The 24,030-nt window shown below is 52.6% G+C and carries 20 protein-coding genes and 2 pseudogenes; 19 read left to right on the top strand and 3 right to left on the bottom strand.

The window, feature by feature from the left end:
- Window positions 1-191 precede the first annotated feature (191 nt).
- The 7 genes and pseudogenes from ASG81_RS28775 to ASG81_RS28795 all read left to right on the top strand — a co-directional run bounded on the left by ASG81_RS28775 (window position 192) and on the right by ASG81_RS28795 (window position 4,264).
- Entirely contained in the window at window positions 192-509 is a 318-nt protein-coding gene (locus tag ASG81_RS28775; protein ID WP_056643007.1) for a hypothetical protein, read from the top strand.
- 73 nt (window positions 510-582) lie between these two features.
- Window positions 583-720, top strand: a pseudogene (locus ASG81_RS33620) (UV DNA damage repair endonuclease UvsE); the annotation flags it as partial.
- Window positions 677-820: pseudogene (locus ASG81_RS33625) on the top strand (hypothetical protein); the annotation flags it as partial. The pseudogenes ASG81_RS33620 and ASG81_RS33625, both read left to right, overlap by 44 nt.
- A 116-nt stretch (window positions 821-936) precedes the next feature.
- Window positions 937-1,212: a hypothetical protein gene (locus ASG81_RS33630; RefSeq protein WP_268795839.1), complete on the top strand. Its 276-nt coding sequence runs from the start codon at window positions 937-939 to the stop codon at window positions 1,210-1,212.
- Window positions 1,213-1,219: 7 nt separating this feature from the next.
- Window positions 1,220-2,038, top strand: coding sequence for a sulfite exporter TauE/SafE family protein (locus ASG81_RS28785; RefSeq protein ID WP_056643012.1), 819 nt, complete (start codon window positions 1,220-1,222; stop codon window positions 2,036-2,038).
- Window positions 2,039-2,146: 108 nt separating this feature from the next.
- Window positions 2,147-3,001 (top strand): inositol monophosphatase family protein, encoded by an 855-nt coding sequence (locus ASG81_RS28790; protein ID WP_056643015.1) that lies wholly within the window; start codon window positions 2,147-2,149, stop codon window positions 2,999-3,001.
- Between the two features lie 99 nt (window positions 3,002-3,100).
- Window positions 3,101-4,264, top strand: a complete 1,164-nt coding sequence (locus ASG81_RS28795; protein ID WP_235549077.1) for a PQQ-dependent sugar dehydrogenase — start codon at window positions 3,101-3,103, stop codon at window positions 4,262-4,264.
- A gap of 76 nt (window positions 4,265-4,340) precedes the next feature.
- On the opposite strand, the gene ASG81_RS28800 is transcribed toward ASG81_RS28795, so the two are convergent.
- Together ASG81_RS28800 and ASG81_RS28805 are read right to left on the bottom strand one after the other, a co-directional pair.
- Complete coding sequence (locus ASG81_RS28800) at window positions 4,341-5,651, bottom strand: glutamate-1-semialdehyde 2,1-aminomutase (protein WP_056643018.1); 1,311 nt, start codon at window positions 5,649-5,651, stop codon at window positions 4,341-4,343.
- An 84-nt stretch (window positions 5,652-5,735) separates the two neighbouring features.
- Entirely contained in the window at window positions 5,736-6,800 is a 1,065-nt protein-coding gene (locus ASG81_RS28805; RefSeq protein WP_056643020.1) for an LCP family protein, read from the bottom strand.
- 373 nt (window positions 6,801-7,173) lie between these two features.
- Here ASG81_RS28805 and ASG81_RS28810 point away from each other — a divergent pair, with 373 nt between their 5' ends.
- From ASG81_RS28810 to ASG81_RS28840, 7 genes are all read left to right on the top strand, one after another.
- The gene (locus ASG81_RS28810) at window positions 7,174-8,199 is read left to right on the top strand and encodes an ABC transporter ATP-binding protein (protein ID WP_056643024.1); all 1,026 of its coding nucleotides are present in this window, start codon (window positions 7,174-7,176) and stop codon (window positions 8,197-8,199) included.
- Window positions 8,196-8,990, top strand: a complete 795-nt coding sequence (locus tag ASG81_RS28815; protein ID WP_056643028.1) for an ABC transporter permease — start codon at window positions 8,196-8,198, stop codon at window positions 8,988-8,990. The genes ASG81_RS28810 and ASG81_RS28815 overlap by 4 nt, the downstream gene beginning before the upstream one ends.
- 5 nt (window positions 8,991-8,995) lie before the next feature.
- The gene (locus ASG81_RS28820) at window positions 8,996-9,787 is read left to right on the top strand and encodes an ABC transporter permease (RefSeq protein ID WP_056643030.1); all 792 of its coding nucleotides are present in this window, start codon (window positions 8,996-8,998) and stop codon (window positions 9,785-9,787) included.
- A 61-nt stretch (window positions 9,788-9,848) separates the two neighbouring features.
- Window positions 9,849-10,334: a thioredoxin-dependent thiol peroxidase gene (gene bcp / locus ASG81_RS28825; RefSeq protein ID WP_056643034.1), complete on the top strand. Its 486-nt coding sequence runs from the start codon at window positions 9,849-9,851 to the stop codon at window positions 10,332-10,334.
- 193 nt (window positions 10,335-10,527) lie between these two features.
- Window positions 10,528-11,529: a methionine ABC transporter ATP-binding protein gene (locus ASG81_RS28830; RefSeq protein ID WP_056643036.1), complete on the top strand. Its 1,002-nt coding sequence runs from the start codon at window positions 10,528-10,530 to the stop codon at window positions 11,527-11,529.
- On the top strand, window positions 11,526-12,188 hold the full coding sequence (locus ASG81_RS28835) for a methionine ABC transporter permease (protein ID WP_200961643.1): 663 nt from the start codon (window positions 11,526-11,528) through the stop codon (window positions 12,186-12,188). The genes ASG81_RS28830 and ASG81_RS28835 overlap by 4 nt, the downstream gene beginning before the upstream one ends.
- 54 nt (window positions 12,189-12,242) lie before the next feature.
- Window positions 12,243-13,085, top strand: coding sequence for a MetQ/NlpA family ABC transporter substrate-binding protein (locus tag ASG81_RS28840; protein ID WP_056643043.1), 843 nt, complete (start codon window positions 12,243-12,245; stop codon window positions 13,083-13,085).
- A 91-nt stretch (window positions 13,086-13,176) separates the two neighbouring features.
- Here ASG81_RS28840 and ASG81_RS28845 read toward each other — a convergent pair whose 3' ends face one another.
- Window positions 13,177-14,304, bottom strand: a complete 1,128-nt coding sequence (locus ASG81_RS28845; RefSeq protein WP_056643046.1) for a copper amine oxidase N-terminal domain-containing protein — start codon at window positions 14,302-14,304, stop codon at window positions 13,177-13,179.
- Between the two features lie 306 nt (window positions 14,305-14,610).
- Between ASG81_RS28845 and ASG81_RS28850 the strand changes: the two genes are divergently transcribed.
- The 5 genes from ASG81_RS28850 (at window position 14,611) to guaA (ending at window position 24,016) form a co-directional block, all read left to right on the top strand.
- On the top strand, window positions 14,611-15,906 hold the full coding sequence (locus ASG81_RS28850; protein ID WP_056643049.1) for a polysaccharide deacetylase family protein: 1,296 nt from the start codon (window positions 14,611-14,613) through the stop codon (window positions 15,904-15,906).
- Window positions 15,907-15,995: 89 nt separating this feature from the next.
- Complete coding sequence (locus ASG81_RS28855; protein WP_056643056.1) at window positions 15,996-17,015, top strand: AAA family ATPase; 1,020 nt, start codon at window positions 15,996-15,998, stop codon at window positions 17,013-17,015.
- On the top strand, window positions 16,973-18,514 hold the full coding sequence (locus tag ASG81_RS28860) for a DUF58 domain-containing protein (protein WP_056643060.1): 1,542 nt from the start codon (window positions 16,973-16,975) through the stop codon (window positions 18,512-18,514). The genes ASG81_RS28855 and ASG81_RS28860 overlap by 43 nt, the downstream gene beginning before the upstream one ends.
- Complete coding sequence (locus tag ASG81_RS33390) at window positions 18,501-21,752, top strand: transglutaminase domain-containing protein (protein WP_056643063.1); 3,252 nt, start codon at window positions 18,501-18,503, stop codon at window positions 21,750-21,752. Before ASG81_RS28860 ends, ASG81_RS33390 begins: the two co-directional genes overlap by 14 nt.
- Window positions 21,753-22,477: 725 nt before the next feature.
- Window positions 22,478-24,016 carry a glutamine-hydrolyzing GMP synthase gene (gene guaA / locus ASG81_RS28870; RefSeq protein ID WP_056643066.1) on the top strand — a complete coding sequence of 513 codons (1,539 nt, stop codon included), beginning with the start codon at window positions 22,478-22,480 and terminating at the stop codon, window positions 24,014-24,016.
- The last annotated feature ends 14 nt before the right edge of the window (window positions 24,017-24,030 follow it).

The raw sequence follows: 24,030 nt of genomic DNA on the forward strand, positions 1-24,030 counted from the left end.
CTCCCATGGAAGGGAGGGTTTGGGTGGGTTCGAAAAGCCTTTGAAGGTTTGGCATAAGCCTTTGAAGGTTTCACATTAAGCCTTTAAAGGTTTGTCATTAAGCCTTTAAAGGTTTGTCATTAAGCTTTAAAAGGTTTGGCATTAATCCGTTGAAGGTCAGGTAGAAATTTCACTGAATGGAGGGAAACCATATGGGTTTTGCAACTGAGTTTAATTCTGTCTGCAAATTCAAGTCCGAACAAGAGCTATATGAATTGTTGGAGTACGGTCGGGGCAAAATGGTTAAGAGCGGCTTTCGCGTATTTCCGACTGGCCAGAAGGTTATTGCATATACGCCAGCCAATGAGGCGATTGCTATTGTTCGCATCTTAGCTTCTATAGCGGAAATTAATTTTCAAGGTGAAGAAGTGACACAGGTGGAGATGGAACTCGTGAGAAAGCTGACCGAGGAAGAAGCAAGGGTTCAAACAGCGCTTGCCTTTGAAATGTTTTTTGGAGAGAAGGCTTAATCGATTCTCGTCCAAGCTCATTCCGCTTGCTACACATGAGGAATTAGCTGATTGATTTCCGGCGCTAGCGTCTGCCTTTCGGGAGATTGGCGAATTTGTTCAACAGAATGGAATTCGAGTGTCCTTTCATCCGGATTACTTCTGCGTGTTCAGCACGCCGAGGCCGGATGTGCCTGCGAAGTCGGAGTTGGATTTACTTAACATCTTTTGATGCTGGAGACAATGGGGCTGGACGAGGCGACAAAGTGCAATATATACATATCGGTGGAGCATATGGCGACAAGGCTATAGCTGGGGAACGGTTCATTCGTCAGTTTAGCGCCTTGTCGCCTCGTTTTAAGCATCGGGTTACGCTCGAGAATGACGATAATACGTTACGTTCCATGCAAGGGAGACGCTCGAGGCAGCGAAGCAGGCGGGAGTTCCTATGGTGCTCGACATTCATCATCATGCCGTTAATCTGGGAGACATCAGTGAGGACGATCTGTACTATAATTTGTGGCCCCAAGCTCATCGAGGATTTGAAGCGGATGGAAGCATGCGGCGAAGGCGTCACGGTGCTGGATGGCGGACGCGTAGAAATAGCCCCTCACAATCAGCATTAACGGTTGTATGGAAGCACCGTCAAGGCCTGACCTTGACGGTGTTATTTTATCGACAGCCCCTCAGTAAATCAATCATTACGTTTCTGGAAAAAAGGTGATATTATCATGGAATGGATACTTCTTGTACTGCTCGGCGTCGTAGCAGCCATGTTCGGCAGTATCGTCGGACTGGGCGGCGGCATTATTATCGTTCCTGTTTTAATGCTGATCGGTCCGGTGCTGACGGGCGGTACGATTGGACATGCAACGGCGGTCGGTATTTCGTTAACGGTTCTTGTCGTTACGGCACTCGCTTCAACGCTGAGCTATGCCAAACGCAAAATCGTTGATTTCCGCAGCGGCTGGTTATTTTTTATAACGAGCGGTCCTGCTGCATTGCTTGGCTCAGCGCTGACGGGCTTGCTTCCAGCCGGCATATTCCAGCTCGTGTTTGGGGTTTTTATGCTGCTTATGGCGTCGCTCTTGATTGCTCGAGAGCATATGAAACCGTTTTCTAAGCAATGGCCGATCGTCCGTACGATGACGGATGTTTCCGGAGAGGTGCATACGTACAGCTATGGAATGATGCCGGCCTTAGCCATTGGTTTTGGCGTTGGTCTAATGTCAGGTTTGTTCGGAATCGGAGGCGGTTCGTTGTTCGTGCCGTTAATGGTGCTTCTGTTTCGTTTTCCGCCGCATATGGCGACGGCTACATCGATGTTCGTCATTTTTTTGTCATCCATACTTGGGAGCGGCATGCATGCCTATTTGGGAGAGACGGATTGGCTGCTCGTGCTTGCATTAGTGCCTGGCGCTTGGATCGGCGGAAAACTGGGAGCGGCAATCGCGGTGAAAATGAGCGGCAAGGGCTTGCTTTGGCTGCTTAGAGTGACGCTTATTTTACTGGCCGGCCAATTAATTATTGAAGGTTTGAGCTCGTTTTGATACTGTGAGAATAATTGTATGCGAAACTTGAAATCAGCTTCATACGTAAAAGATCATTACATGGATAGAAATGTTCGAGAATTTACATAGAGGGAAGAGTGATGGACCGTGAGTGACCAGAATAACGCTTCCGTCGTAGGCGGGAAAAGCTTTACAGCTGTCGCTATCAATTGCGCATCGAAAGCAGGAGAATGGATTAAGACGAAACTAGGCAACTATGCGAGCCTTGATATAAAGTATTCCCCACATGATCTTGTTACGGAAGTAGACAAAGGCTCGGAGCGCCTGATTAAAAATTTAGTTTTGACCCATTTTCCCCACCATTCGTTTTTGGGCGAGGAGGGAGTGGAGCCCGGGCCGGAGGCTTCGACGCGCGCGCTGGAGAATATTCGAGACGCTGAATATTTATGGATTGTTGATCCGATCGACGGCACAACCAACTTTGTGCACGGCTTCCCTTATTTCTGCGTATCGATCGCGCTTGCGCATAACGGCGAGGTTATTGTCGGCGTCGTCTATGATCCGATGAAGGACGAGATGTTTGTCGCGGAAAAAGGGAAAGGAGCCTACGTCCATGGTAAAAGGATGCAGGTGTCGAAGGAGGATACGCTGCGCTGCAGCCTGGTTGCAACCGGACTTCCGGCCGATCACCATTACGCGCTTCCACTCAACCTGAAAGGGATACAGGCGGTTGCTCCGCAGGTTCGCAACCTTCGCATCACCGGCTCTGCCGCGCTGCATATGGCTTATGTCGCATCTGGACGCTTAAGCGGATTTTGGGAGATCGGACTTAGCAGCTGGGATTTGGCGGCAGGTTCGCTGCTCGTGCAGGAGTCTGGCGGAGTTGTAAGCAATACGCTGGGCAAGCCTTATGATTTGGGCGTCCGCAATGTTGTAGCGTCGAACGGACATATTCAGGATGAGCTTATCAAGGCGCTTGCCGATGCGAATGCAAACGAATAAAAACTTAGGACAGCGGCCCTGTAATACCTGCAGGCTTGTTGTCCTTCTCTTTTTTTAAATGATAAAAAAGAGCAGGATATTGGGAGGAGGAACCAATGGATGATGACTGCTAAGAAACGGATAGCCGCGTTAATTATGATTACGGTGTTCTTAGGCACGCTGGCAGCATGTGAGCCAAACGAACCGTCCGCATCGCCCCCACCGGCAAATGCTCCGGCGGATGCGGCAACGGACAAGCCGGAAGAAGTGGAAACGGGCGGAGAAACGATGGAGCCGGCTGAACCGGAGGTGGCTTATGAGGTGCTCGCCGAGGAGCTGCGTGTTCCTTGGGTCATTGCGTTCGACGGCGATATTGTCTACATCAGCGAGCGTGAAGGCAGCATTGTGAAGCTTGAGGGCAGGGAGCTGACCCGTCAATCCGTTCATTTACTTAAAGAGGTGCACGGCAACGGAGAAGGCGGTTTTCTAGGATTTCTGCTGGCGCCGGATTTTGCGCAGTCCAAAACAGCCTATGCCTATCATACGTACGAGGAAAATGGCCGAATATGGAATAGAGTCGTTCTGCTTAAGCAAAATGGCGGGCAATGGGACGAGGTGCGGGCGCTGCTCGAAGGCATACCGGGAGCGGCCAACCATGATGGGGGACGGATGGCGTTTGGGCCGGACAAGCTGCTTTATGTGACGACAGGAGATGCGCAGCAGCGGGAGCTGGCGCAGGATGTTAATAGCTTAGCAGGTAAAATATTAAGGATGACGCTTGACGGCAAGGTGCCAAGCGATAATCCGTTCCCCGCATCTTACGTGTATTCGTATGGGCATCGCAATCCGCAAGGGCTTGCATGGAATGATGAGGGCGTTATGTTCAATACGGAGCATGGTCCGTCAGGTGACCCCGGCGGGCATGATGAAATCAACATGATAGAGCCTGGAAGCAATTATGGCTGGCCGGTCATTTATGGAGATGCACGGCAGGAAGATATGATTACGCCGGTTTACAACACAGGGGAAAAGGCAATTGCGCCCTCTGGAGCGACGATCGATGAGCGCAACCGTTTGCTGTTTGCGACTTTGATGGGTGGCGCGCTTTACCGTTATGATCCGGTAACGAAGGAAATGGCAGTCGTATTCGAAGGAGAAGGCAGACTTCGCGACGTGAAAATAAAGGACGGCCGCATCTACGTTATCACGAACAATACCGATGGCAGAGGCACTCCGTCGGAGACGGATGACCGTCTGCTGCTGTTGAATCGTATAAACGGATAAATCAGATGGTCGCGGGTGGAAAAAAAGAAGGTGTCCCAGAAGCGTTACAGCTGCTGGGACACCTTTAGACCATTAATTATAAATTGGCGAAGGCATGGTTAATCGCATTAATCGTTTCGTCAATGTCGGCTTCGGTATGTGCCGTTGTTAAGAACCAAGCTTCGTATTTGGAAGGAGCAAGATTGATGCCCTGATCCAGCATAGCTTTAAAAAACCTGCCGAACAGCTCGCCGTCCGTGTCCTGCGCTTCATCATAGTTCGTCACTTTGTGATCGCAGAAATGTGCCGAGAATGAGCCGCGGATCTGATTGATTGTAAGCGGAATGCCGTTTTGCTTCGCAGCAGCATGTAAGCCTGCCCCAAGCTTAGCAGCAAGTGCGTTCATTCTGTCGTAAATAACCGGCTCCTGCAGCAGCTCCAAGCAGGCGATGCCCGCTGAGACGGAGGCAGGGTTGCCGGCCATCGTACCCGCTTGATACGCGGGGCCGAGCGGTGCGACCTGCTCCATTATTTGCCGGCGCCCGCCGTAAGCGCCGATGGGAAGTCCGCCGCCGATGATTTTGCCCAGCGCGGTCAGATCCGGCTCGATCGCCTGATGATCAGGGAAAGCGGCATACGTCTGCGCCGCGCCGTAGTGGAAGCGGAACGAACTGATCACCTCGTCATAAATAACAAGTGCGCCTGCATCGCGAGTGAGCTTGCAGAGCCCTTCCAGGAAGCCTTCGTGCGGCAGCACCATGCCGAAGTTGCCGACTATCGGCTCTACCATGACAGCGGCCGTCTCGTCACCCCAGCGCTCCAAGGCGGCCTTCAATGCTGGCAGATCATTAAACGGAACCGTAATGACCTCGCTCGCGATGCTGGATGGTACGCCGGCGCTGTCTGGAATGCCAAGCGTAGATGGACCGGAGCCTGCCGCGACGAGTACAAGATCGGAATGGCCGTGATAGCAGCCCGCGAATTTGATGATTTTGGTTTTCTTTGTATAGGCGCGCGCAACACGGATGGTCGTCATAACTGCCTCTGTGCCGGAGTTGACGAACCTTACCTTATCGAGCGATGGAATGGCTTCTTTCAGCATGCGGGCGAGCTTAATTTCAAGCTCCGTAGGCGTGCCGTACAGCGTACCGTTTTGTGCGGCGCGTACGATAGCTTCCGTAATATGCGGGTGGGCATGTCCGGTTATAATCGGGCCGTAAGCGGCTAAATAGTCGATGTAACGGTTATCGTCGACATCCCAGAAATAAGCGCCTTCGCCGCGTTTCATGAACACCGGAGCACCGCCGCCAACCGCTTTGTAGGAACGGGAGGGACTGTTCACGCCGCCGACAATATGCTGCAGCGCTTCTTTATAAAGCAGTTCGGAATTTGGTCGTTGTATCGTCATGGAATGAGGCCTCCAACAGGAATGGTAGTAGTAAGTTAGCAGCAAAATACACGCAACATCAAAGCTCCGTTGCGTGTATTTAAGTTACTGCTGATTATTGCCGGCAGCTGCATTGCCCGTTTCGCCGTTATTTGCTGCGCCGTCTTCCGGTACAGCAGATTCGGCAGGTTCAGGCACAGAATCATCCTGCTGCAGCGTCATTTGCACGTAGGAGCGCAGCTCGTCATAGTCGCTTATTCCAATGACGGATGCGCCGCCGACGCGCTCTTCCGCGATGAGTTCCATCGGCGGGATTTGCGTCGTGCTGGCTACATGGCTTTTGACGCCAAGCTGTCCGAGCTTCAGCATATCAGTAACGCTTAAATTCATTTTCACATAAGGTTCTACGCTGTCGAGAATTTTCTTCATGCGGATAATGTTCCAAGTGGACTGCAGCTCTTTCGACACAGCCTGCAGGAAGTTTCTCTGACGCTCGGTACGCGTGAAATCGCTCATGGCATCATGGCGGAAGCGGACGTATTGAAGCGCCTTGTCGCCGTCCAGCAGCTGATAGCCTTTTTTGAGATGAATATCATAGCGGTTATCGTCTGCGTTATCTACATAATCCATATCTTTCTCGACGTCGAAATAAATGCCGCCAATTGTATCGATCATCGCTTTAAAGCCTTCGAAGTCGGTATAAACATAATATTGGATGTCAAGACCAAGAAGATCGCCGACTGTTTTCATCGCTAGCGGAAAATCACCCTGTGTAAGCGCCGTATTAATACGGCCTCTGCCATGTCCTTCTATATTAACGTACGTATCCCGCAGAACGGAGAATAAATGCGCTTTTTTTGTAACGGGATCGAAGGAGGCGACCAATATGGAGTCTGAACGGGCAACCTGCCCCTCATCAACACCACGGGCATCGCCGCCAAGCAGCAAAATATTAACGCGCTCCGTGCCTTCCCATTCCGGAATAGCTACAGGCGCTGCTTCTGTGCCCTCGGTGGGCGTCTTAGAATCTCCCGTGTCGCTGAAGTTGTCCAGTGCATTGTATATGCCAACGCTCCAGAAAATGACAAACGCTGCTGTTGCGCCAACAATTACAGAGAGGCTGACAAATAACCATTTCCATCTTTTTTTCTTATTCGTTTGTTTACGCATTTCGTTAGTCGTGCTCCTTTCAGTTGCTGCCGGATCTTTTTGTACCAGATAGGATACATTTCAAATGTAAGCATGAGCAACGATGGCATAGTGAATGGTCCGCTTCAAAGAAAAAAGTTAGCGGAGCTGTTTACGCTAGAAATATAAGAACGTATAAGGATGAGCTTTATCATAGCTTATATTTCATCAGCAAACGAAAGCCGCGGTGCCATCGGCAGAGCCAGCCGTTTACGCTAGGCTTGAACTAATGTATGATTACATATCATAAAATTATAAAGCTGAACGACATGCAGAAGCAAGTTTTATCGTTTTAGGCAATAAAAGATCGCTATTTCCTAGGAAATGTCGAAGTGAGAGGAGCTATAAAAACCAGATGCCAGCTATTGATGTAAAGGATTTACGCAAGCAATTCAGCGTTCAGAAAAACCGTGAAGGCTTATCCGGCGCTCTCAAGGACTTGTTTAGACGCGAGTACAATGAGGTTGTGGCCGTCAAAGATATTTCCTTTCAAATTCCGGAGGGAGAAATATGCGGCTATATCGGAGAGAACGGGGCCGGGAAGTCGACAACGATAAAAATGCTGACGGGCATTTTGGTGCCTATGTCAGGCGAGCTTAAGGTAAACGGGTACGTGCCTTTTAAGGATCGCGAGAAGTTCGTAAACGGCATAGGAGTCGTATTCGGACAGCGCTCCCAGCTATGGTGGGATATCGGCGTTATCGAATCGTTCCAGCTGCTGCGCAAAGTATACCGCGTATCGGAGGCGGATTTCCGCAAAAGGCTGAACGATCTAGTCGAACGGCTTCAGCTTGGCGATTTGCTTAACCGGCCTGTGCGCAAGCTGAGCCTTGGGCAGCGGATGCGCTGTGAGCTTGTTGCCTCGCTGCTCCATAACCCGTCGATCCTTTTTCTCGATGAGCCGACAATCGGACTCGACATTGTCGTGAAGACAGAAATTCGCGACTTTCTTATGCAAATGAACAGGGAGCAGGGAACGACGATTTTGCTGACAACGCATGATCTTCAAGATATCGAAGCGCTTTGTTCGCGCGTCATTATGCTCGACGACGGACGCATCATTTATGACGGAGGCCTCGACGAGCTGAAAAACAGGTGGAGCAAGGGTCGTGAGATCCAGTTCCAATTCGCGGGACATACGGCGCTTGCAAAGCTGCAGCAGCTGACCGAGTCGCTTGCTGTAACATGGACGATGGAAAGTGAAATGACAGCGAAAATGTGGCTGCCGCATGCCGTTAATGTCTCAGATGCGCTGTCTTGCGTGGTGGGCGGCGTTGAAATACGCGATATCAAAATTATTGAAACGAACACGGACGATATCGTTCGCAGCATTTATTCATCAGGCTCTGCGGTTGCTACGAAGGAGACGGCTAAGTCATGATGAGCGCTTACATCGATTTTATTCGAATCCGGTTTATTATGATGCTTGCCTACCGCGTTAACTATTATAGCGGTATTATTATTTACGCCATTAACATTGGCGCTTACTACTTTCTGTGGCAGGCGATTTACGGCGACAAGGAAACGCTCGCCGGTTTTACCGTGACCCAAATGACGACATATGTTGCGGTATCGTGGATGGCGCGTGCCTTTTACTTTAACAACCTCGATCGCGAGATCGCGAATGAAATTCGGGACGGCAGCGTATCCGTTCAGCTGATTAGACCCTATTCCTATTTATTCGTAAAAATGATGCAGGGCTTCGGCGAAGGTCTTTTCCGGATGCTGTTGTTCATGGTGCCGGGGATGATTATCGTTTGTCTCATTTTCCCGGTCACGCTTCCGACAAATCCGGTGACTTGGCTTATTTATTTAGTCATGCTGTTCTTTAGCTTTCTTATCAATTCGCAAATTAATATTTTGACCGGCTTGTTCGCTTTTTTTGTCGAAAACAACGAAGGCATGATGCGAATGAAGCGGGTGATGGTCGACTTGTTCTCAGGCGTGGTCGTGCCGATCGCCTTCTTCCCGGGCTGGCTGTCCGCTATTATGCACTGGCTGCCGTTCCAAGCGATCACTTATTTGCCAAGCTCCGTATTCACGGGGCGGACGCCGGGCAGCGAAGTGCTGCATGTGTTCGGCATTCAAGTGTTATGGTTCGCGGGGCTGCTGGTGCCGATCTGGCTGACATGGCGTGCCGCCCGTAAGCGGCTGTTCGTGCAGGGGGGTTAATAGAAATGAGATATGCAACATTGTTCTGGGAATACATTAAAAACTACGCGAAAACCAGGCTTACCTACCGGGCTGACTTCTGGATCGAAGTGCTATCGGATTTATTGTTCCAGGGGATGAACCTGATCTTCATATTGATCGTGTTTCAGCATACGCCATCGCTTGGCGGCTGGTCGGAGGCCGAGGTTGTGTTCGTTTATGGCTTCTTCATGATTCCGTATGGCGTGTTCAGCACCTTATTCAGCATTTGGAATTTCAGCGAGCGTTATATTGTTAAAGGCGAGATGGACCGCGTGCTTACGCGGCCGGCTCACAGCTTGTTTCAGGTGCTGCTCGAAAATGTAGATCCGCCGTCACTGATCGGCTCCTTCGTCGGCGCAATCATTATGGCGCTCTGCTGGACGCAGCTCGATCTGCCGTTCCAGGTGCTTGACGTACTTATGCTTCTATTGCTCGTACTGGGCGCGGTGCTGATTTACGCGGGTCTGTATACGGCGCTCAGCGCCATTTCCTTTTATTCCGACGCGCCGACCGGCATCGTGCCGCTTATGTATAATATTCAAAACTATGGGCGCTATCCGATTAACATTTATAACAAAATGATTCGGTTCGTGCTGACATGGCTGCTGCCATTTGCTTTCGTTGGCGTCATTCCAGCCTCTTATTTCCTCGAAAAGAAGACGGATGACCTGTCTCAGCTGGCGCTTCTGACGCCAGTCATGGGATTGCTCGTATTCTCACTAGGGCTGTTGCTTTGGAACCACGGGGTTAAGCGATACCGTGGAGCGGGCTCATAGCATACCCGCTATGAAAGTATGATGTGAGCCGCGATTATGAACTGTTTACGGAGGAAGTTAGATGACACAGCTTAGAGTTGGAGACTTGGCGCCGGATTTCGTATTGCCGGCGTCAAACGGAGAAAATGTTTCACTCAGCGAGTACCGCGGGCGAAATGTCGTTCTTTATTTTTATCCAAAGGATATGACGACGGCCTGCACGCAGGAATCGTGTGACTTTCGCGATGCGAATGCGGAAATGCTAAAGCATCATACGGTTATTTTGGGCATCAGCATCGACACGGTAAAGTCGCATCAGCGTTTTATTGAGAAGAAGGAGCTGCCCTTTCTGTTATTAGCCGATACAGAGCACGTTGTGTGCGAGCTGTACGGGGTGTGGCAGTTAAAGAAGCTATACGGCAGGGAGTATATGGGGCTTGTCCGGTCGACGTTTCTGATTGATGTCGAAGGCAAGCTGGTGCAGGAGTGGCGCAAGGTGAGGGTGAAGGGGCATACGCAGCAGGTGCTTGAAGCGGTGCAGCAATTGCAGCCCGCAGCTGCCCGTTAGAACGATGATATAGGGTGAAGGAACGAATCCCATCTTTATCGGCTTGAATGATGCGGGAGCGGGGATGCTCGCTCATGATCCTCAATTCGTATAAAAATGACGGCTTTTTAAAATATGGGAATAATTATCTATTGACGGGATGCTGACACATTTATACAATATGGTTTTGCTTGTCCGATAGGGGGTTATACAACTGATCAGGCTAAATAACATCAGAAAATCTTACCGGGTAGGGGCGGTTTCGGTCGAAGCGGTCCGGGACGTTAATTTGACGGTTCAGAAGGGTGAAATATTCGGCATCATCGGTCATTCCGGTGCGGGAAAAAGCACGCTGCTGCGCTGCGTCAATTTGCTTGAAAAGCCGACGTCGGGTACGGTGACCGTAGGCGGCGTAGAGCTGACCGGCCTGTCCGGGAGACAGCTGCAGACGCAGCGGCGGCGCATTGGGATGATTTTTCAGCATTTTAACCTGCTGTCGATGTCTACGGTTAGGGATAATATCGCTTTTCCGCTTGCGCTGGCAAAGCTTTCAAAGACTGAATTGAATAAGCGTGTGGATGAGCTTCTAAAGCTCGTTCAGCTCGAGGAGCATGCGGATAAATATCCGGCACAGCTGTCTGGCGGTCAGAAGCAGCGCGTCGGCATTGCCAGGGCGCTAGCCAACAATCCGGACGTGCTGCTGTGCGATGAGGCGACGTCGGCGCTGGATCCGCAAACGACGAATTCGATATTATCGTTATTGCTCGACATTAATGAGAAGCTCGGCATTACGATATTGCTCATTACGCATGAAATGAACGTCATTCGTTCGATTTGCGACCGCGTGGCCGTCGTGGATCAGGGCGAAATCGTCGAGATGGGCGATGTGCTTCACGTCTTTCTGAAGCCCGAGCATCCCGTAACCCGTGACTTTGTCGATCAAGTGGCGGACGGCGGCGGGATTGGCCAGCTGCTGCGCGAGCGCGCAGGGCGTCTTTTGCGTATGTCCTATATCGGCGATTTGACGTATGAGCCGATTCTTTATAATGCGGTCAAGCCGACGTCGGTGCAGTTTGCGATTTTGCAAGGAACGGTATCGCGAATGAAGCAAACACCTTACGGCCAGCTTATCGTGGAGCTGATCGGCAGCGATGCGGAGATTGAGCGGGTCATTGCCGTACTGCGTAAGGAAGGGCTGGAGGTGGAGGCAATATGATGAGCTTCGAAAACGTACGTTTACCGGAAATATGGGATGCGACGAAGGATACGCTCTATATGATGGCGGCTTCGCTGGTGTTTACGATTATTTTCGGATTGATTATCGGCATTATCCTGTTTCTAACTTCCCGCAGGCAGCTGCTGCATCAGCCGGTTGTTTACGGCTTGCTGTCTTTAATCGTGAACGTGCTTCGCTCGGTTCCGTTCGTCATTCTCATGATTATGATCATGCCGCTCACCAAGCTTATTACGGGAACGACGCTTGGCGTGGAAGGCTCGATTCCGCCGCTCGTCGTTGCGGCGACGCCCTTCTTCGCAAGGCTTGTGGAAACGTCGCTGCGCGAGGTGGACCGCGGCGTCATTGAAGCGGCTCAGGCGATGGGCGCATCGAAATGGGATATCGTTCGGCGCGTGCTGCTTCGGGAATCGAGCCCAAGCCTGCTGGCCGCAGTGACGATAACGGCGGTTACGCTCGTCTCCTATACGGCTATGTCAGGCGTCATCGGCGGCGGCGGGCTTGGTGACTTGGCGCTGCGCTACGGCTATCAGCGGTTTCAAACCGATGTAATGCTCGTTACTGTAGCCCTGCTCATCGTGCTCGTTCAGGTGCTGCAAACGATCGGCGATTCGTTAGTACGACGTTACAGCAGAAAATAAGTGATTAGAAGGCAGTGCAACTCAAAGTGAAATGACAATGATGGAGGAATAAACATGAAAAAGACAAGCTATATGATCGTAGCTATGATGCTAATGTTCGCGTTAGCGGCTTGCGGACAAGATAAAAATAATGAAGGCAGCACGAACGGCGCAGAAGCAGGAACAGAAACGTCCGGAGAGGTTACGCTCAAGGTAGGAGCGTCTCCGGTGCCGCATGCGAAGCTGCTGGAAGTCGTTAAGCCGATGCTGAAGGAGCAGGGCGTGAACCTGGAAATCATTGAGTTCAACGACTATGTCCAACCGAACACGCAGCTGTATGAAAAACAGATCGATGCCAATTTCTTTCAGCATATGCCTTACCTAGAGCAATTCAACAAGGATAAGGGCTATGATCTTGTAAGCGCGGCAGGCATTCACATCGAGCCCTTCGGCGCTTACTCAAAAAAAATCACAAAGATCGATGAGCTGAAGGAAGGAGCGAAAGTCGTTATTCCGAACGATCCGTCAAATGGCGGACGCGCGCTGGCGCTTATGGCAGAGAATGGCCTGCTGACGCTGAAGGACGGCGTTGGCGTTAACGGCACTGTTGCGGATATTACCGAAAACCCGAAAAAGCTCGATATCAGGGAAGTGGAAGCGGCGACACTGCCGCGCGTCTTGGGCGAGGTAGATCTTGCGCTTATCAATACGAACTATGCCCTTGAAGCCGATCTTGTACCAACGAAAGACGCGCTGTTTATCGAAGGCAGCGACTCGCCATATGTGAACATTCTTGTGGCTCGTCCGGATAACAAAGACTCCGAAGCGATGCAAAAGCTTGCGGCGGCGCTTCGTTCGCCCGAAGTAAAGAAATTTATTGAGGATACGTATAAAGGCGCAATCGTAGCTGCATTTTAAGCGCCGGCAGAATAGAAGCGCCCCCGCCGTCTCGGCTGGGGGCGCTTCATTTTTTATTTTGCATAACCAGTCGCAACTAATATCCGTATCCTTATTCGGAAATTGTAAGGCTGTAAATGTTGTTATCCTTATCGTATGGATATTCATTTTTGAAATACAAAATATCCCCTTCCCGTTTGACGAGCTTCAGAAAATCACCGTGGTAAGGGGTATCGTTAAACTCCGCATACTCCTGATGCTTCGCATCTAACAGTTCCTTGTACAGCATAGTGCGCCTTCCGGTTTCCCTGTCTACAAGCATGAGCAGCCCCTTTTGGCCCGGACGTATGAGAAGCACATCCTTGTCGATATATTCGATGAAATAAAGATCTTCTTCTCCGCCAAGCTTCAGGAGATCCAGCGTTTCTGTCACTTCCCCCGTGCCGTCCTCGATAAGCCGCAGAGTATGACCATCGTTCAATATGAGCTGGCCGTCTGCCTGTGTAACATTTTGCTCGAATCTCTTCCAATAGTACACGCTGGATTGCGCAATGACCTTACCGTCTTTAATAATTAACGTGAATAACTGGTTATTGATATGCGGCTCACCGTAATTATCGTGCAGGTTAAGGATCAGTAATCCACGGGGAGTTTTTTGAAAGCTGAATGACAAGTAATCGTATATGGGGGTTCCGAGCTTTGCCAGCTCGCGCCAGGCGTCTTTTCCGTCAGTTACATAGAGCGTACCGCTCTTTGGCTCAATGGAATAATGAAGTCCATCATGGACATAAGTGTATGTTTTAAACGTTTGCAGATGCCCTGCCTTTACGGTACGACTGCGGGCATCCCATGCAATGGTTCCTCCGTTAAGCGCATGTACAACGAAGCGTGCAGGCAGGTAAAGCTCTTTTTCGAAAATAAACGGAGCGCCTTCGAGCTTAACGATTTTTCCGTCCAGCATGCCGGTTAGGCTGCCCACCCGAATAGCAAACGATTTTTCCCAGCCGTCGAATTGAGCGCGATTGCCGGCAGTATCCCATTTCATATCAAGCTGCGCCTGATCTTTCACAGGCGTCATAGGTACGAATGAGACTCCATTCTTTACGAGTGCGCTGCCGCCTAAGCTCCCGCCTCCATCCCAGTTGAACCGATAGTTTGCATGTGCGGCTGCACCGGCTGTAGTCGGCAGTATAAGCGTCAATGCGAGAATAATGACCGTGATGCTCCATCTTATTTTCATTCTCAATCACCTACCTTATCTTCAATTAATTGGTATTAGCATGAAACATAAACGCAATCATTTCAATAAATGTTGCAGTGCGTTTTTTACGGAAGGGAATTGGTTGGGGACCTTGAATATAGTAAGTAGAATTGATCCGGGGACAAGACAAATAAGACTGAAGTCAATCATGATAAGCAGCGGCTATGATTGGCTTTTTTTGCTATACGAAAGATTGGCCCAGTCATTTACTAGAGAAGACGCTCATATATTCTATCAGATTGAACGAGATTTTCTATTCAAAGATAGAGAAGGGTGGAAGAGTGGATGCGGCGAATGTTGCAGGCGGCGATTTGTGCGATGGTTGTATGGTTTGGCTTGTTTGAGTTTGGCGGCTTTGCTGTGTACGAAGGCGGAGCTGCGGGAGAGCAAGAGATCGTGCAGGCGAGCGGGGCAGCGGCATCCGCTGCTTATTATGAAACCAAGCCGGTTCCGGCTGAGCAGGCATCCTATGAACCCGGAAAACGGCTGAAGCTTGACAAGCCTGTTAAGGCTGCCGCAGCACCGCCGGAGACGAAGCAGAAGCTGTTGTATTTAACGTTCGATGACGGTCCGAGTGAAAATACGGAGCTGGTGCTTAATATTTTAAAGCAGGAAGGGATTTTGGCGACATTTTTTGTGCTCGGGGAGCATGTGCTGAAGAAGCCGGAAATCGCCAAGCGTATCATTGCGGAAGGCCATTCGATCGGCAATCATACGTTTGATCATAAATATGAGATTTTATACGGCAGCTTTGCCGATTTTTCTGCGCAGGTGATGAAAACCGACGATGCTATTTTCCGCACGACCGGCGTTAGAACGACGCTGTTCCGGGCGCCTGGCGGCACCTACAGCAACTTTGACCAGAGCTACTTTGATGCGATGGCCGCAGCAGGCTATCAGGTGTTTGACTGGAATGTGGACAGCGGGGATTCGAAGCGGAAAGGCGTGCCTGCCTCTGAGATTTTGACGACAGTTAAAGGCTCTAAGCTTGCGGATAAGCTGGTTGTGCTGCTTCATGACAGCGCAGGGCATGCGGAGTCGGTTAAGGTTTTGCCGGCAGTCATTAAATATTACAAGAGCAAAGGCTACGCTTTTGCTCCCATAACCGATCAGGTAAAGCCTGTTCAATTCAAGGTCGCCAAAAAGCTGAAGTGGAGCAGGGCACAGGTATCGCGGCCGGAGAAGCTAAAGCTGGTCCAATTCTCGGAGAAGCTGGGCCGGAGCGTTCAGCCCGCGCAAACGAAAAAAGACATGCCAGACCTTATTTTGCACCGCGGACAGGAAAGTTTGGTGTTTGGAGAGGGCGAGTATGAATTAAGCAACGGCTCCATTAAGGTGCCGCTGCTGAAACTGACCGAGTGGGTAGAGGGCAAGCCGGAAGCTGATCTGAACGATGGTGCAAGTGTTGCTTATGCGAGCGGAGGCCGGGTGCTGCCGAGGCCGAGTCCGGCCGGCAAAGCAACTGATGGGAAGGCGGAGCCTGCCGTTGCTCCGGTACGTGCGACGCTGCAAAAATTCGGAATCGAAATTACAAGCTATGTCTATAACGATAAGCAGCGTGAAATTTGGGTAACGGGGTAACGGAAAGGGCTTCTAGCAGGTCTAAAGAGAGAGGAAGCTGGGGACACTGAAAAATAGATAGATTTATTTTTCAGGAGGCGATTTATACGATGATTTCTCCCCAATTTTCAGAAGAAGCGAAAGAGGAGCGGGACAGCCATTGGCCGGAAGCGCCGCAAGTGCTGCTGCACCGGTTGCTAGTAAAGGTAGAGAGCGTGCTGCTAGGCAAGCAGCAGGTTATTCGAAATACGTTAATTGCGCTGCTGGCGGGCGGACATGTGCTGTTAGAGGATGTGCCCGGCGTTGGCAAGACGCTGCTCGCGCAGGCGTTCGCGAGAGCGGTCGGCGGAGATTTTAAAAGAATTCAGTTTACGTCCGACATGCTGCCTGCAGATATCGTAGGCGGTGTCGTACTAGATTCCCGCACGAGCGAGCTTGTCTATCGGCCTGGTCCGATCATGGGCAACGTGGTGCTGGCTGACGAGATTAATAGGACGTCGCCGCGCACGCAGTCTGCGCTTCTCGAAGCGATGGAGGAGAGGCGTGTCACGGTAGAGGGCAAGACCCGGAAGCTGCCGGTTCCATTCATGCTGATCGCGACGCAGAACCCGCTCAGCTTTGAAGGAACGAACACGCTGCCGGAAGCGCAGCTGGATCGTTTTATGATGCGGCTGACAATCGGTTATCCGGGCTTAGCGGAAGAGAAACGGATGCTTGAGCAATATGCGGGCGGTAATCGGATAGAGCCGGAGCGCCTGCGGCCCGTCATTGCTACGGAGGAATGGCTGCAGATGCAGGCGGAGGCGCGGCAAACGCATATGCATCCTTCGCTGTTTGAATATATGGTGCAGGTAGCCGACGAGACCCGCCGCGCGCCAGAGGTCATGCTGGGGTTAAGTCCGCGCGCACTTCGCGATTGGCTGCGGGCATCGCAGGCTAATGCTTACATGGAAGGCCGGGGCTATGCGGTTCCTGACGATTTACTGGCGACAGCTGACGCCGTGCTGCCGCATCGTCTGTCGCTCCGATATAATGCCGCCGCGACAGGCGCCGATGCGGCTGCTGTCATTAGGCGGACGATTCGGGAATGCAGTGTGCCGTCATCGGCGGGAAGCGGGAAACGCCGATGAATGCGCCTTTTCAGGATGGGATACTGCAAGCCGGAATACCGGAGTCTGATGAGAACGAAAGTATATCTTCACAGGAGGCGCGAAGCAGAGAGCAGCGGACCGGCGATTTGCATGCCGGGGGGCAAGGGGCTGCAGAGCACGTGAAAAAAGCCGACCCAGCGGACTCGGATTATGAGGCTCCTGCGGGGACGTACCGCACGAGATGGCTCGCATGGGCTGTCATCGCGGCGGGCTGGGCAGGCTGTCTGGCAGCTGTGCTGCTGCGGGGCGGCGCGGTTGAGTGGTTTATGACGGCGGTACTTACTATGATTATTGCCGTTAGCGGAATAGCGCCTATAATGGCTGCTTCCGGCTTAAGCGCCGTGCGGGTGCTGTCCGGGGAAGAGACGCGTGAGGGTGGACAGCATGCCATACGCTTAACGCTCAGACGCTCCATGCCCGTCCCTTTGGTCTGGTTAGCCGTGCACGACGAGACGATAAATGAAAGCTCGGCGGCAAATCGCGGAATAAGCGTTCGTACGGTATTCACCCCTTTGCTTAGCAAAGAGATGAGCTTCCGCTATACGCTGCACAAATTGCGGCGCGGAAGGCATCCCTTCGGGCATGTATCCGTTACGGTAGGAGACTGGCTCGGCTTAACGGCTGTTCAAAAGCGAATCGAGAGCAAGGCGGAGTTTGTTGTGCTGCCGGGACTTCCGCAGGAGGACATTGTATATAACGCTGAACGCGCGGGAGGATCCGCCGCTCATGCAGCGCCTTCGCTGCTGGCTGGTGCAGCTTCGGATTATCGCGGAGATGCGGGACGGGCGGAAATCGAAGCAGCGGTGAGAGCTGCGGGGAACGGCCCGGAGAGCCGTCCTTACCGCGAGGGGGATTCGCTGCGTCACCTGGACTGGCGCAGCGCGGCTAAAGGACGCAGCCTGCAGACGAAGGTCCACACACTTGAGCAGCCCGTTAAAACGGTCATAGCCGTCGATACGCTGGCTTCCGCATACGAAAGGGATGATAGGCTGTTCGATGCTTGCATCGGCTGGGCGGCGCTTGCGGTTACGCAGGCTGCCTCGTTCGGCAGTGCCGTTACGCTGCTTCTCGGACAGGCTCAGGAGGCTTTGCAATCTCCTTTTGACGGGGATAAGCAGACGAGCTTATCCGCCATGCTGCATGCCATGGCATTTCTCCGTGCAGATGGAAAAGGCTCGCTTGCAGGCTGCCTTGCTAAAGGAGCGAATCCGCTTATCCGCGGCGGCACGATACTCGTGTTCACCGCCGACTGGAGAGGCGGACGGAGCTGGGGCGAGCTGGCCGGGTATGCCGCAGAGCAGGGCTGCAGGCTGGAGCTATTCATCGTTACGCGCAGCACCGTACCGTCCTTCGCTATGCGCGAGCAGCAGAAGTGGCTGGAGAGCGGCGGCGTTAAAGTGACGTGGCTTCATGTTCCTTCAAGGATGGACACTCTGCCTTATGCAGAGGAAGGAGGCGCTGCGCATGAGCTTGCATAAAAGCGACGTTGCAGGGAGAACGGGAAAAGGGCTGCAGGAGAGCGGTAAGCTTACGCGCGGCGCAGATGCCGAAGAATCTTTTGGTTACCGGTTGATTACGAGCTTGCTGCTGTTTGGCTTACTAGCGGAATGGCTGCTGCCTTGGGTGAATGCCGGCGAATGGTCGGTTATTTATAACCCGGAGCCGCTTCTTCTTGTTATCGGCTTCGTTATGCTGGCGGGGCTGTTTCGTATGCCGCTAGCGGTTACACTGCCTATAAACGTTTTATTGTGCGTATTAAGTCTCATGTGGCTTTACAAGGGCGCTAATAAAAGCAGTCTGCAATGGCTTCTCGGTCTTCCGTCTACGTTGAAGGAGAATATTGCGCTGATTGCGGAAAATGGCCTGTGGGCCATGTCGGGAGAGCTTCGGACGCTGTTGCTGTTTATCGGCTGGGCGATGCTTGTTCCCGCTCTGCAGGCGTTACTATGGCTGCGTCAGACTGCGCTTGGCATCGCGTGTATAACCCTCGTTTATTTAATTACGCTGCATGTATGGCTCGGCATGGATGTGATGGGCGGCTTGCTGCGGACGGTTGCAGAAGGGCTGCTGCTTGGCGCGGTCGTCTCCGTTCCTCGTGTTCAAAGGATCATTGATACAGGTGCCGGCAAGCTGAAGGGGATCGATATGCGCTGGCTGGCGGGCTCGGCTTTTGTCGTGCTGATGATCACTGGCTGCGGCTTGCTGTTTGCGGGCGGGCGTGAAGCTTCGATGCCGCCCGCGGGCTGGACAGCCTCCTTCAACGATCGCATAGAGCAAGCCGTAAATTCGCTTGGTCATCAGCAAGGATCGGTCACCGTGATGGGACAAACCGGCTTCGATCAATTAGGCGGCGCGTTCACGGGCTATGGCTTTGACGATAGCGAGCTGGGTGCACCGGTACGGAAGGATAACAGCGTCATATTTACGGGGAGCTCCCCCGTAAAAGCCTATTGGCGCGGTGAATCTAAGCGTCTGTACGATGGACGCGGCTGGAGCGATCAAGGCAGCAGCTCGGTGCTGCTGCCGGTGCGCGGCTCAGATGCAGCGGCTTCGACAGCAGCAGCTATGGCGGCAGGGAACAAGCAGCTTGGAGCGGTCATCCAGCAAATGGTCGTATGGTCCAAGCCAACAGCGGGGATGCCGCTCTTTACATCCGGCTTGTTCGGTCACGTGACTGAGCTTATTGCGGCTGATCCTCGCCGTACGCTGGGAAGCTACGTATACAATGCCGAGCAGAGCTCCTTGTACGCTCAATCGGATACGGCGAAGGTGGAGCGCTACACGGTGGAAAGTGTGCTTGCAGTAACGGATGAGAAGCAATTGCGCGCTTTGGGCAGCGATACGAAAGGCGAGCTGGCTTCTGGCGTTGGAGCGGATGCATCCGGAGCAGAGGCTTCAGGTGACGGTGCGGAAGAATCAAGAGCAGGGGTTTCAGGCGACGGTGCGGAAGAATCAAGAGCAGGGGCTTCTGCCAGCGAAACGGAAGCGGAGCTAGAGCTTTATTTGCAGCTGCCCCAGACGCTGCCCAGCCGAGTAACGGCATTAGCCGCAGAGGTAGCTGGCGGCGGCGTAACGAGCCGTTATGATCAAGTTAAATCGATTGAGGATTTTTTGAAAGAGAGCTATACCTATACGCTTGAGGGCAGTGCGACGCCGCCGGCAGGCAGTGACTTCGTCGATCACTTTCTCTTCGAGCAGCGCAAAGGCTACTGCGTGCATTTCTCAACGGCGATGGTCGTGCTGCTTCGCACGCAGGGGATCCCGGCCAGATGGGTGAAGGGCTTTACACCCGGCACTCCGGCGGGTGAGAGCACAAGCGGTGACGCGTTAGGAGCTGGAAGCTCTGGCGGCGGGAGTTCGGGCAGCGCTACGCATAGTGGGGAGAGTTTGAGCAGTGGTGCGCTAGCTGCTGAAAATGCAGGGAGTGGTGCTATGAGCGCGGAAAATACAGGCGGTAGTGGTGTGATGAGCGCGGTGGATGCTGGAGAGAGTGATGCGCTAGGAGCGGGAAGCTCTGATGGGGCGAACTCGAGCAGAGGTGCGCTAGGCGCGGTGAATACTGGAGAGAGTGATGTGCTAGGAGTGGGAAGCTCTAATGGGGCGAACTCGAGCAGAGGTGCGCAAGGCGCGGTGAATACTGGAGAGAGTGATGCGCTAGGAGCGGGAAGCTCTGATGGGGCGAACTCGAGCAGAGGTGCGCAAGGCGCGGTGAATACTGGAGAGAGTGATGTGCTAGGAGCGGGAAGCTCTGATGGGGCGAACTCGAGCAGAGGTGCGCTAGGCGCGGTGAATACTGGAGAGAGTGATGCGCTAAGCGCGGACAGCTTGGAAATGGTGGACTATGAGGTTAGAGGCTCCGATGCTCATGCCTGGGTTGAGGTTTATTTCCCGGGCGCAGGCTGGGTGCCGTTCGACCCGACGCCGGGATTTAGCGGCGTCGTGAATGTCGCGTCCGCCGGCACTGCGGACGGCGCGCTCGCTGCTCCCGTAATGGGAGCAGCTTTGGCAAGCGGAGTAGGCAGCGAAGCCTTTGGGCTTGGCGAGGCGGGCTTTGCGGGCCTCGCCGCTTCGATCGAGGCTGCGGCAGAGCAAGCCGCCTCTGCAGTGGCGCGAGGGGCAGACGCCCTCGCGAATGCGGCGCAGAGCGCCGCCAAAGGCGCAGCGGCGGCATCGCCCGCCGCTGCAGCAGCTGCAGGCGCGGCCGCGCTAGCGCTTGCGGCCGCGGCCATTGCTGGGGCGCAGCGCCAGCGGCTCCGCCTTGCGCTTGCGCTGCGCCGCTATGGCGCGGCTCATGCCAGCGCAGCCGCGCCCTATCCGTCACATGAACCTGTGACGGACACAAATGCCCGCGTGCGCCGCGCCAAAGTACGCGGCCGCGGCGAGACCACCGCGCCGCGCGGCGAAGAAGGGCGGCTGCGCATCAGCTTTATCGCTGTCACCAAGGCGCTTGAGCCGCTGCTGCATCGCCGGTTCGGCGGGTATGCGCAGGGGCAGACAGCGCGAGAATACGCAATCGCCGCCGGACCGATGCTCGCGGCCGAGCAGCAGGATGCGCTCCGCCAGCTTACGATCTGGATCGAGGAAGCGCAGTTCGCTGCTCCGGGACCGTGGCCGGGCGCGCCGACGCCAGCCGCGCTGCGAACCGTCCTGCGCGTATTGGATAAGCAGCCGGTTCACAAAGCGAAGCGGCCTTCCGCTGTCAAAGCTCCCAACTAGCTACAGCCTATGGGCAAGCGTCGAACATTCTAACAGCCGCTGTCCGCAAAGCTATCGAAGTTGAACCAATAATTTTGCGCGATTTATCTGAGCCGAAGGCGTACAGCAACCAAAACAAACAAACGAGCTGCATGATTATCAGGAATAGCTCCAGTTAATTTTACCTCCATACGCTCAGCGCCTCATTTAGCGGGAATTTCTCCATGTTATTTGGAGAAAGCTGCTACTTTACGTGAAGATGCGTTGAATTAGAGGGAGTAGTTCCTGATAAATCATGCACGAACCTGTATGTGAGCAAATTAGATGGAGTTTTTCCAGTAAACAGGCGCTGGTTTGGATTAAGCACACCCTGTAAACAGGTACCGGATTAAATGGAGCATTTCCTGTTAAAGGTACCGGTTAAATGGAGCATTTCCAGTAAACGTGTACCGGTTTATATGGAGCTTTACCAGTAAAATAGCGCCGGACGTACCGGTCAGAGTATATTTTATTTAGCCCGTCACATCTCCCGAGGCGCTTCCCGCTAGCTCCAATTGTGTGAAGCGCCTCGTTATTTTTGTCCATGCTGCATGCCCTGTCATTCAACATAAAGCTCTGTTTGCGCGGGTTTACCGCCTCTCGGATTGACCTCTGCGCCTTCTCCTACGAATTGTCACGCTGATTCGCCTTGACTCGCTCAAACCGCCTTATATATAATTACTACATAATTTGAGGGAGGCTCGGTAATGACTAAGCAAAATGAAATCATCGTTGTTCTCGATTTTGGAGGACAATACAATCAACTAATTGCACGCCGTATTCGTGATTTGGGCGTATACAGCGAGCTGCTGCCTTACAACACGTCGGTAGAACGGATCCGCGAATTACAGCCGAAGGGTATCGTATTCTCGGGAGGACCGGCTAGCGTTTATGAAGAAAATTCACCAATGGTAGATCCGGCTATTTACGATTTGAACATTCCAATTTTCGGTATTTGCTATGGTATGCAGCTGATGTCGCACCAGCTCGAAGGCAAGGTTGAGCGCGCGGGCAAACGCGAGTACGGCAAAGCAGAGGTTGAATTTGTGGAAGGCACACAAATCGGCTTTGGTCTGGACAAGGTTCAATCGGTTTGGATGAGCCATGGCGACCACGTTGTTGAGCTGCCTGCAGGCTTCCGGGTTGACGCTAGCACGGTGCATGCTCCAGTTGCGGCAATGAGCCATCCGGATCGCCAATTTTATGCGGTTCAGTTCCACCCAGAGGTTCGCCATTCTGAATTCGGTAACGAGATGATCCGCAACTTCCTTTACAACATTTGCGACTGCGACGGCACTTGGACGATGGAATCGTTTATTGAAGATACGATTCGCGACATCCGTAACGAAGTTGGCGACAAAAAGGTGCTGTGTGCGCTTTCCGGTGGCGTAGACTCTTCCGTTGTAGCGATTCTTCTACACAAAGCGATCGGCGATCAGCTTACTTGTATGTTTATCGACCACGGCATGCTGCGCAAAGGCGAAGCTGAAGGCGTTATGGAAACATTCGTCGGTAAATTCGATATGAAGGTTCTAAAAATCGATGCGCAAGAGCGTTTCCTCAGCAAGCTGAAGGGTGTAGAGGATCCTGAGCAAAAACGTAAAATTATCGGTAATGAATTTATCTACTCGTTCCAAGAAGAGTCTGATAAATTGGATGACTTTGAATTTTTGGCGCAAGGCACCCTTTATACGGATATCGTTGAAAGCGGTACGGCTACGGCGCAAACGATCAAATCTCACCATAACGTCGGCGGCTTGCCTGAAGACATTAAGTTCAAGCTCGTTGAGCCTCTTAAAGCATTGTTCAAGGATGAGGTTCGGAAAGTCGGCGAAGAATGCGGCCTTCCGGAAGCAATCGTATGGCGTCAGCCATTCCCGGGTCCGGGTCTTGCGATCCGTGTCCTTGGCGAAGTGACGGAGGACAAGCTCCATATCGTCCGTGAATCCGATGCGATTCTTCGTGATGAAATTGCAAAAGCCGGTCTTGACCGTGAGATTTGGCAATACTTCACTGCACTTCCGAATATGAAGAGTGTAGGCGTTATGGGCGATGCCCGTACGTATTCGTACACAGTCGGCATCCGCGCTGTAACCTCGATTGACGGTATGACAGCGGACTGGGCGCGTATCCCTTGGGATGTGCTTGAAAAAATTTCGGTGCGCATCGTAAACGAAGTAGACAACGTTAACCGTATCGTCTATGACGTTACATCGAAGCCGCCTGCAACAATCGAGTGGGAATAGGTTGGAAATAATTA

Source organism: Paenibacillus sp. Soil522 (assembly GCF_001428245.1).
In the GTDB taxonomy this organism is placed as follows: domain Bacteria; phylum Bacillota; class Bacilli; order Paenibacillales; family Paenibacillaceae; genus Pristimantibacillus.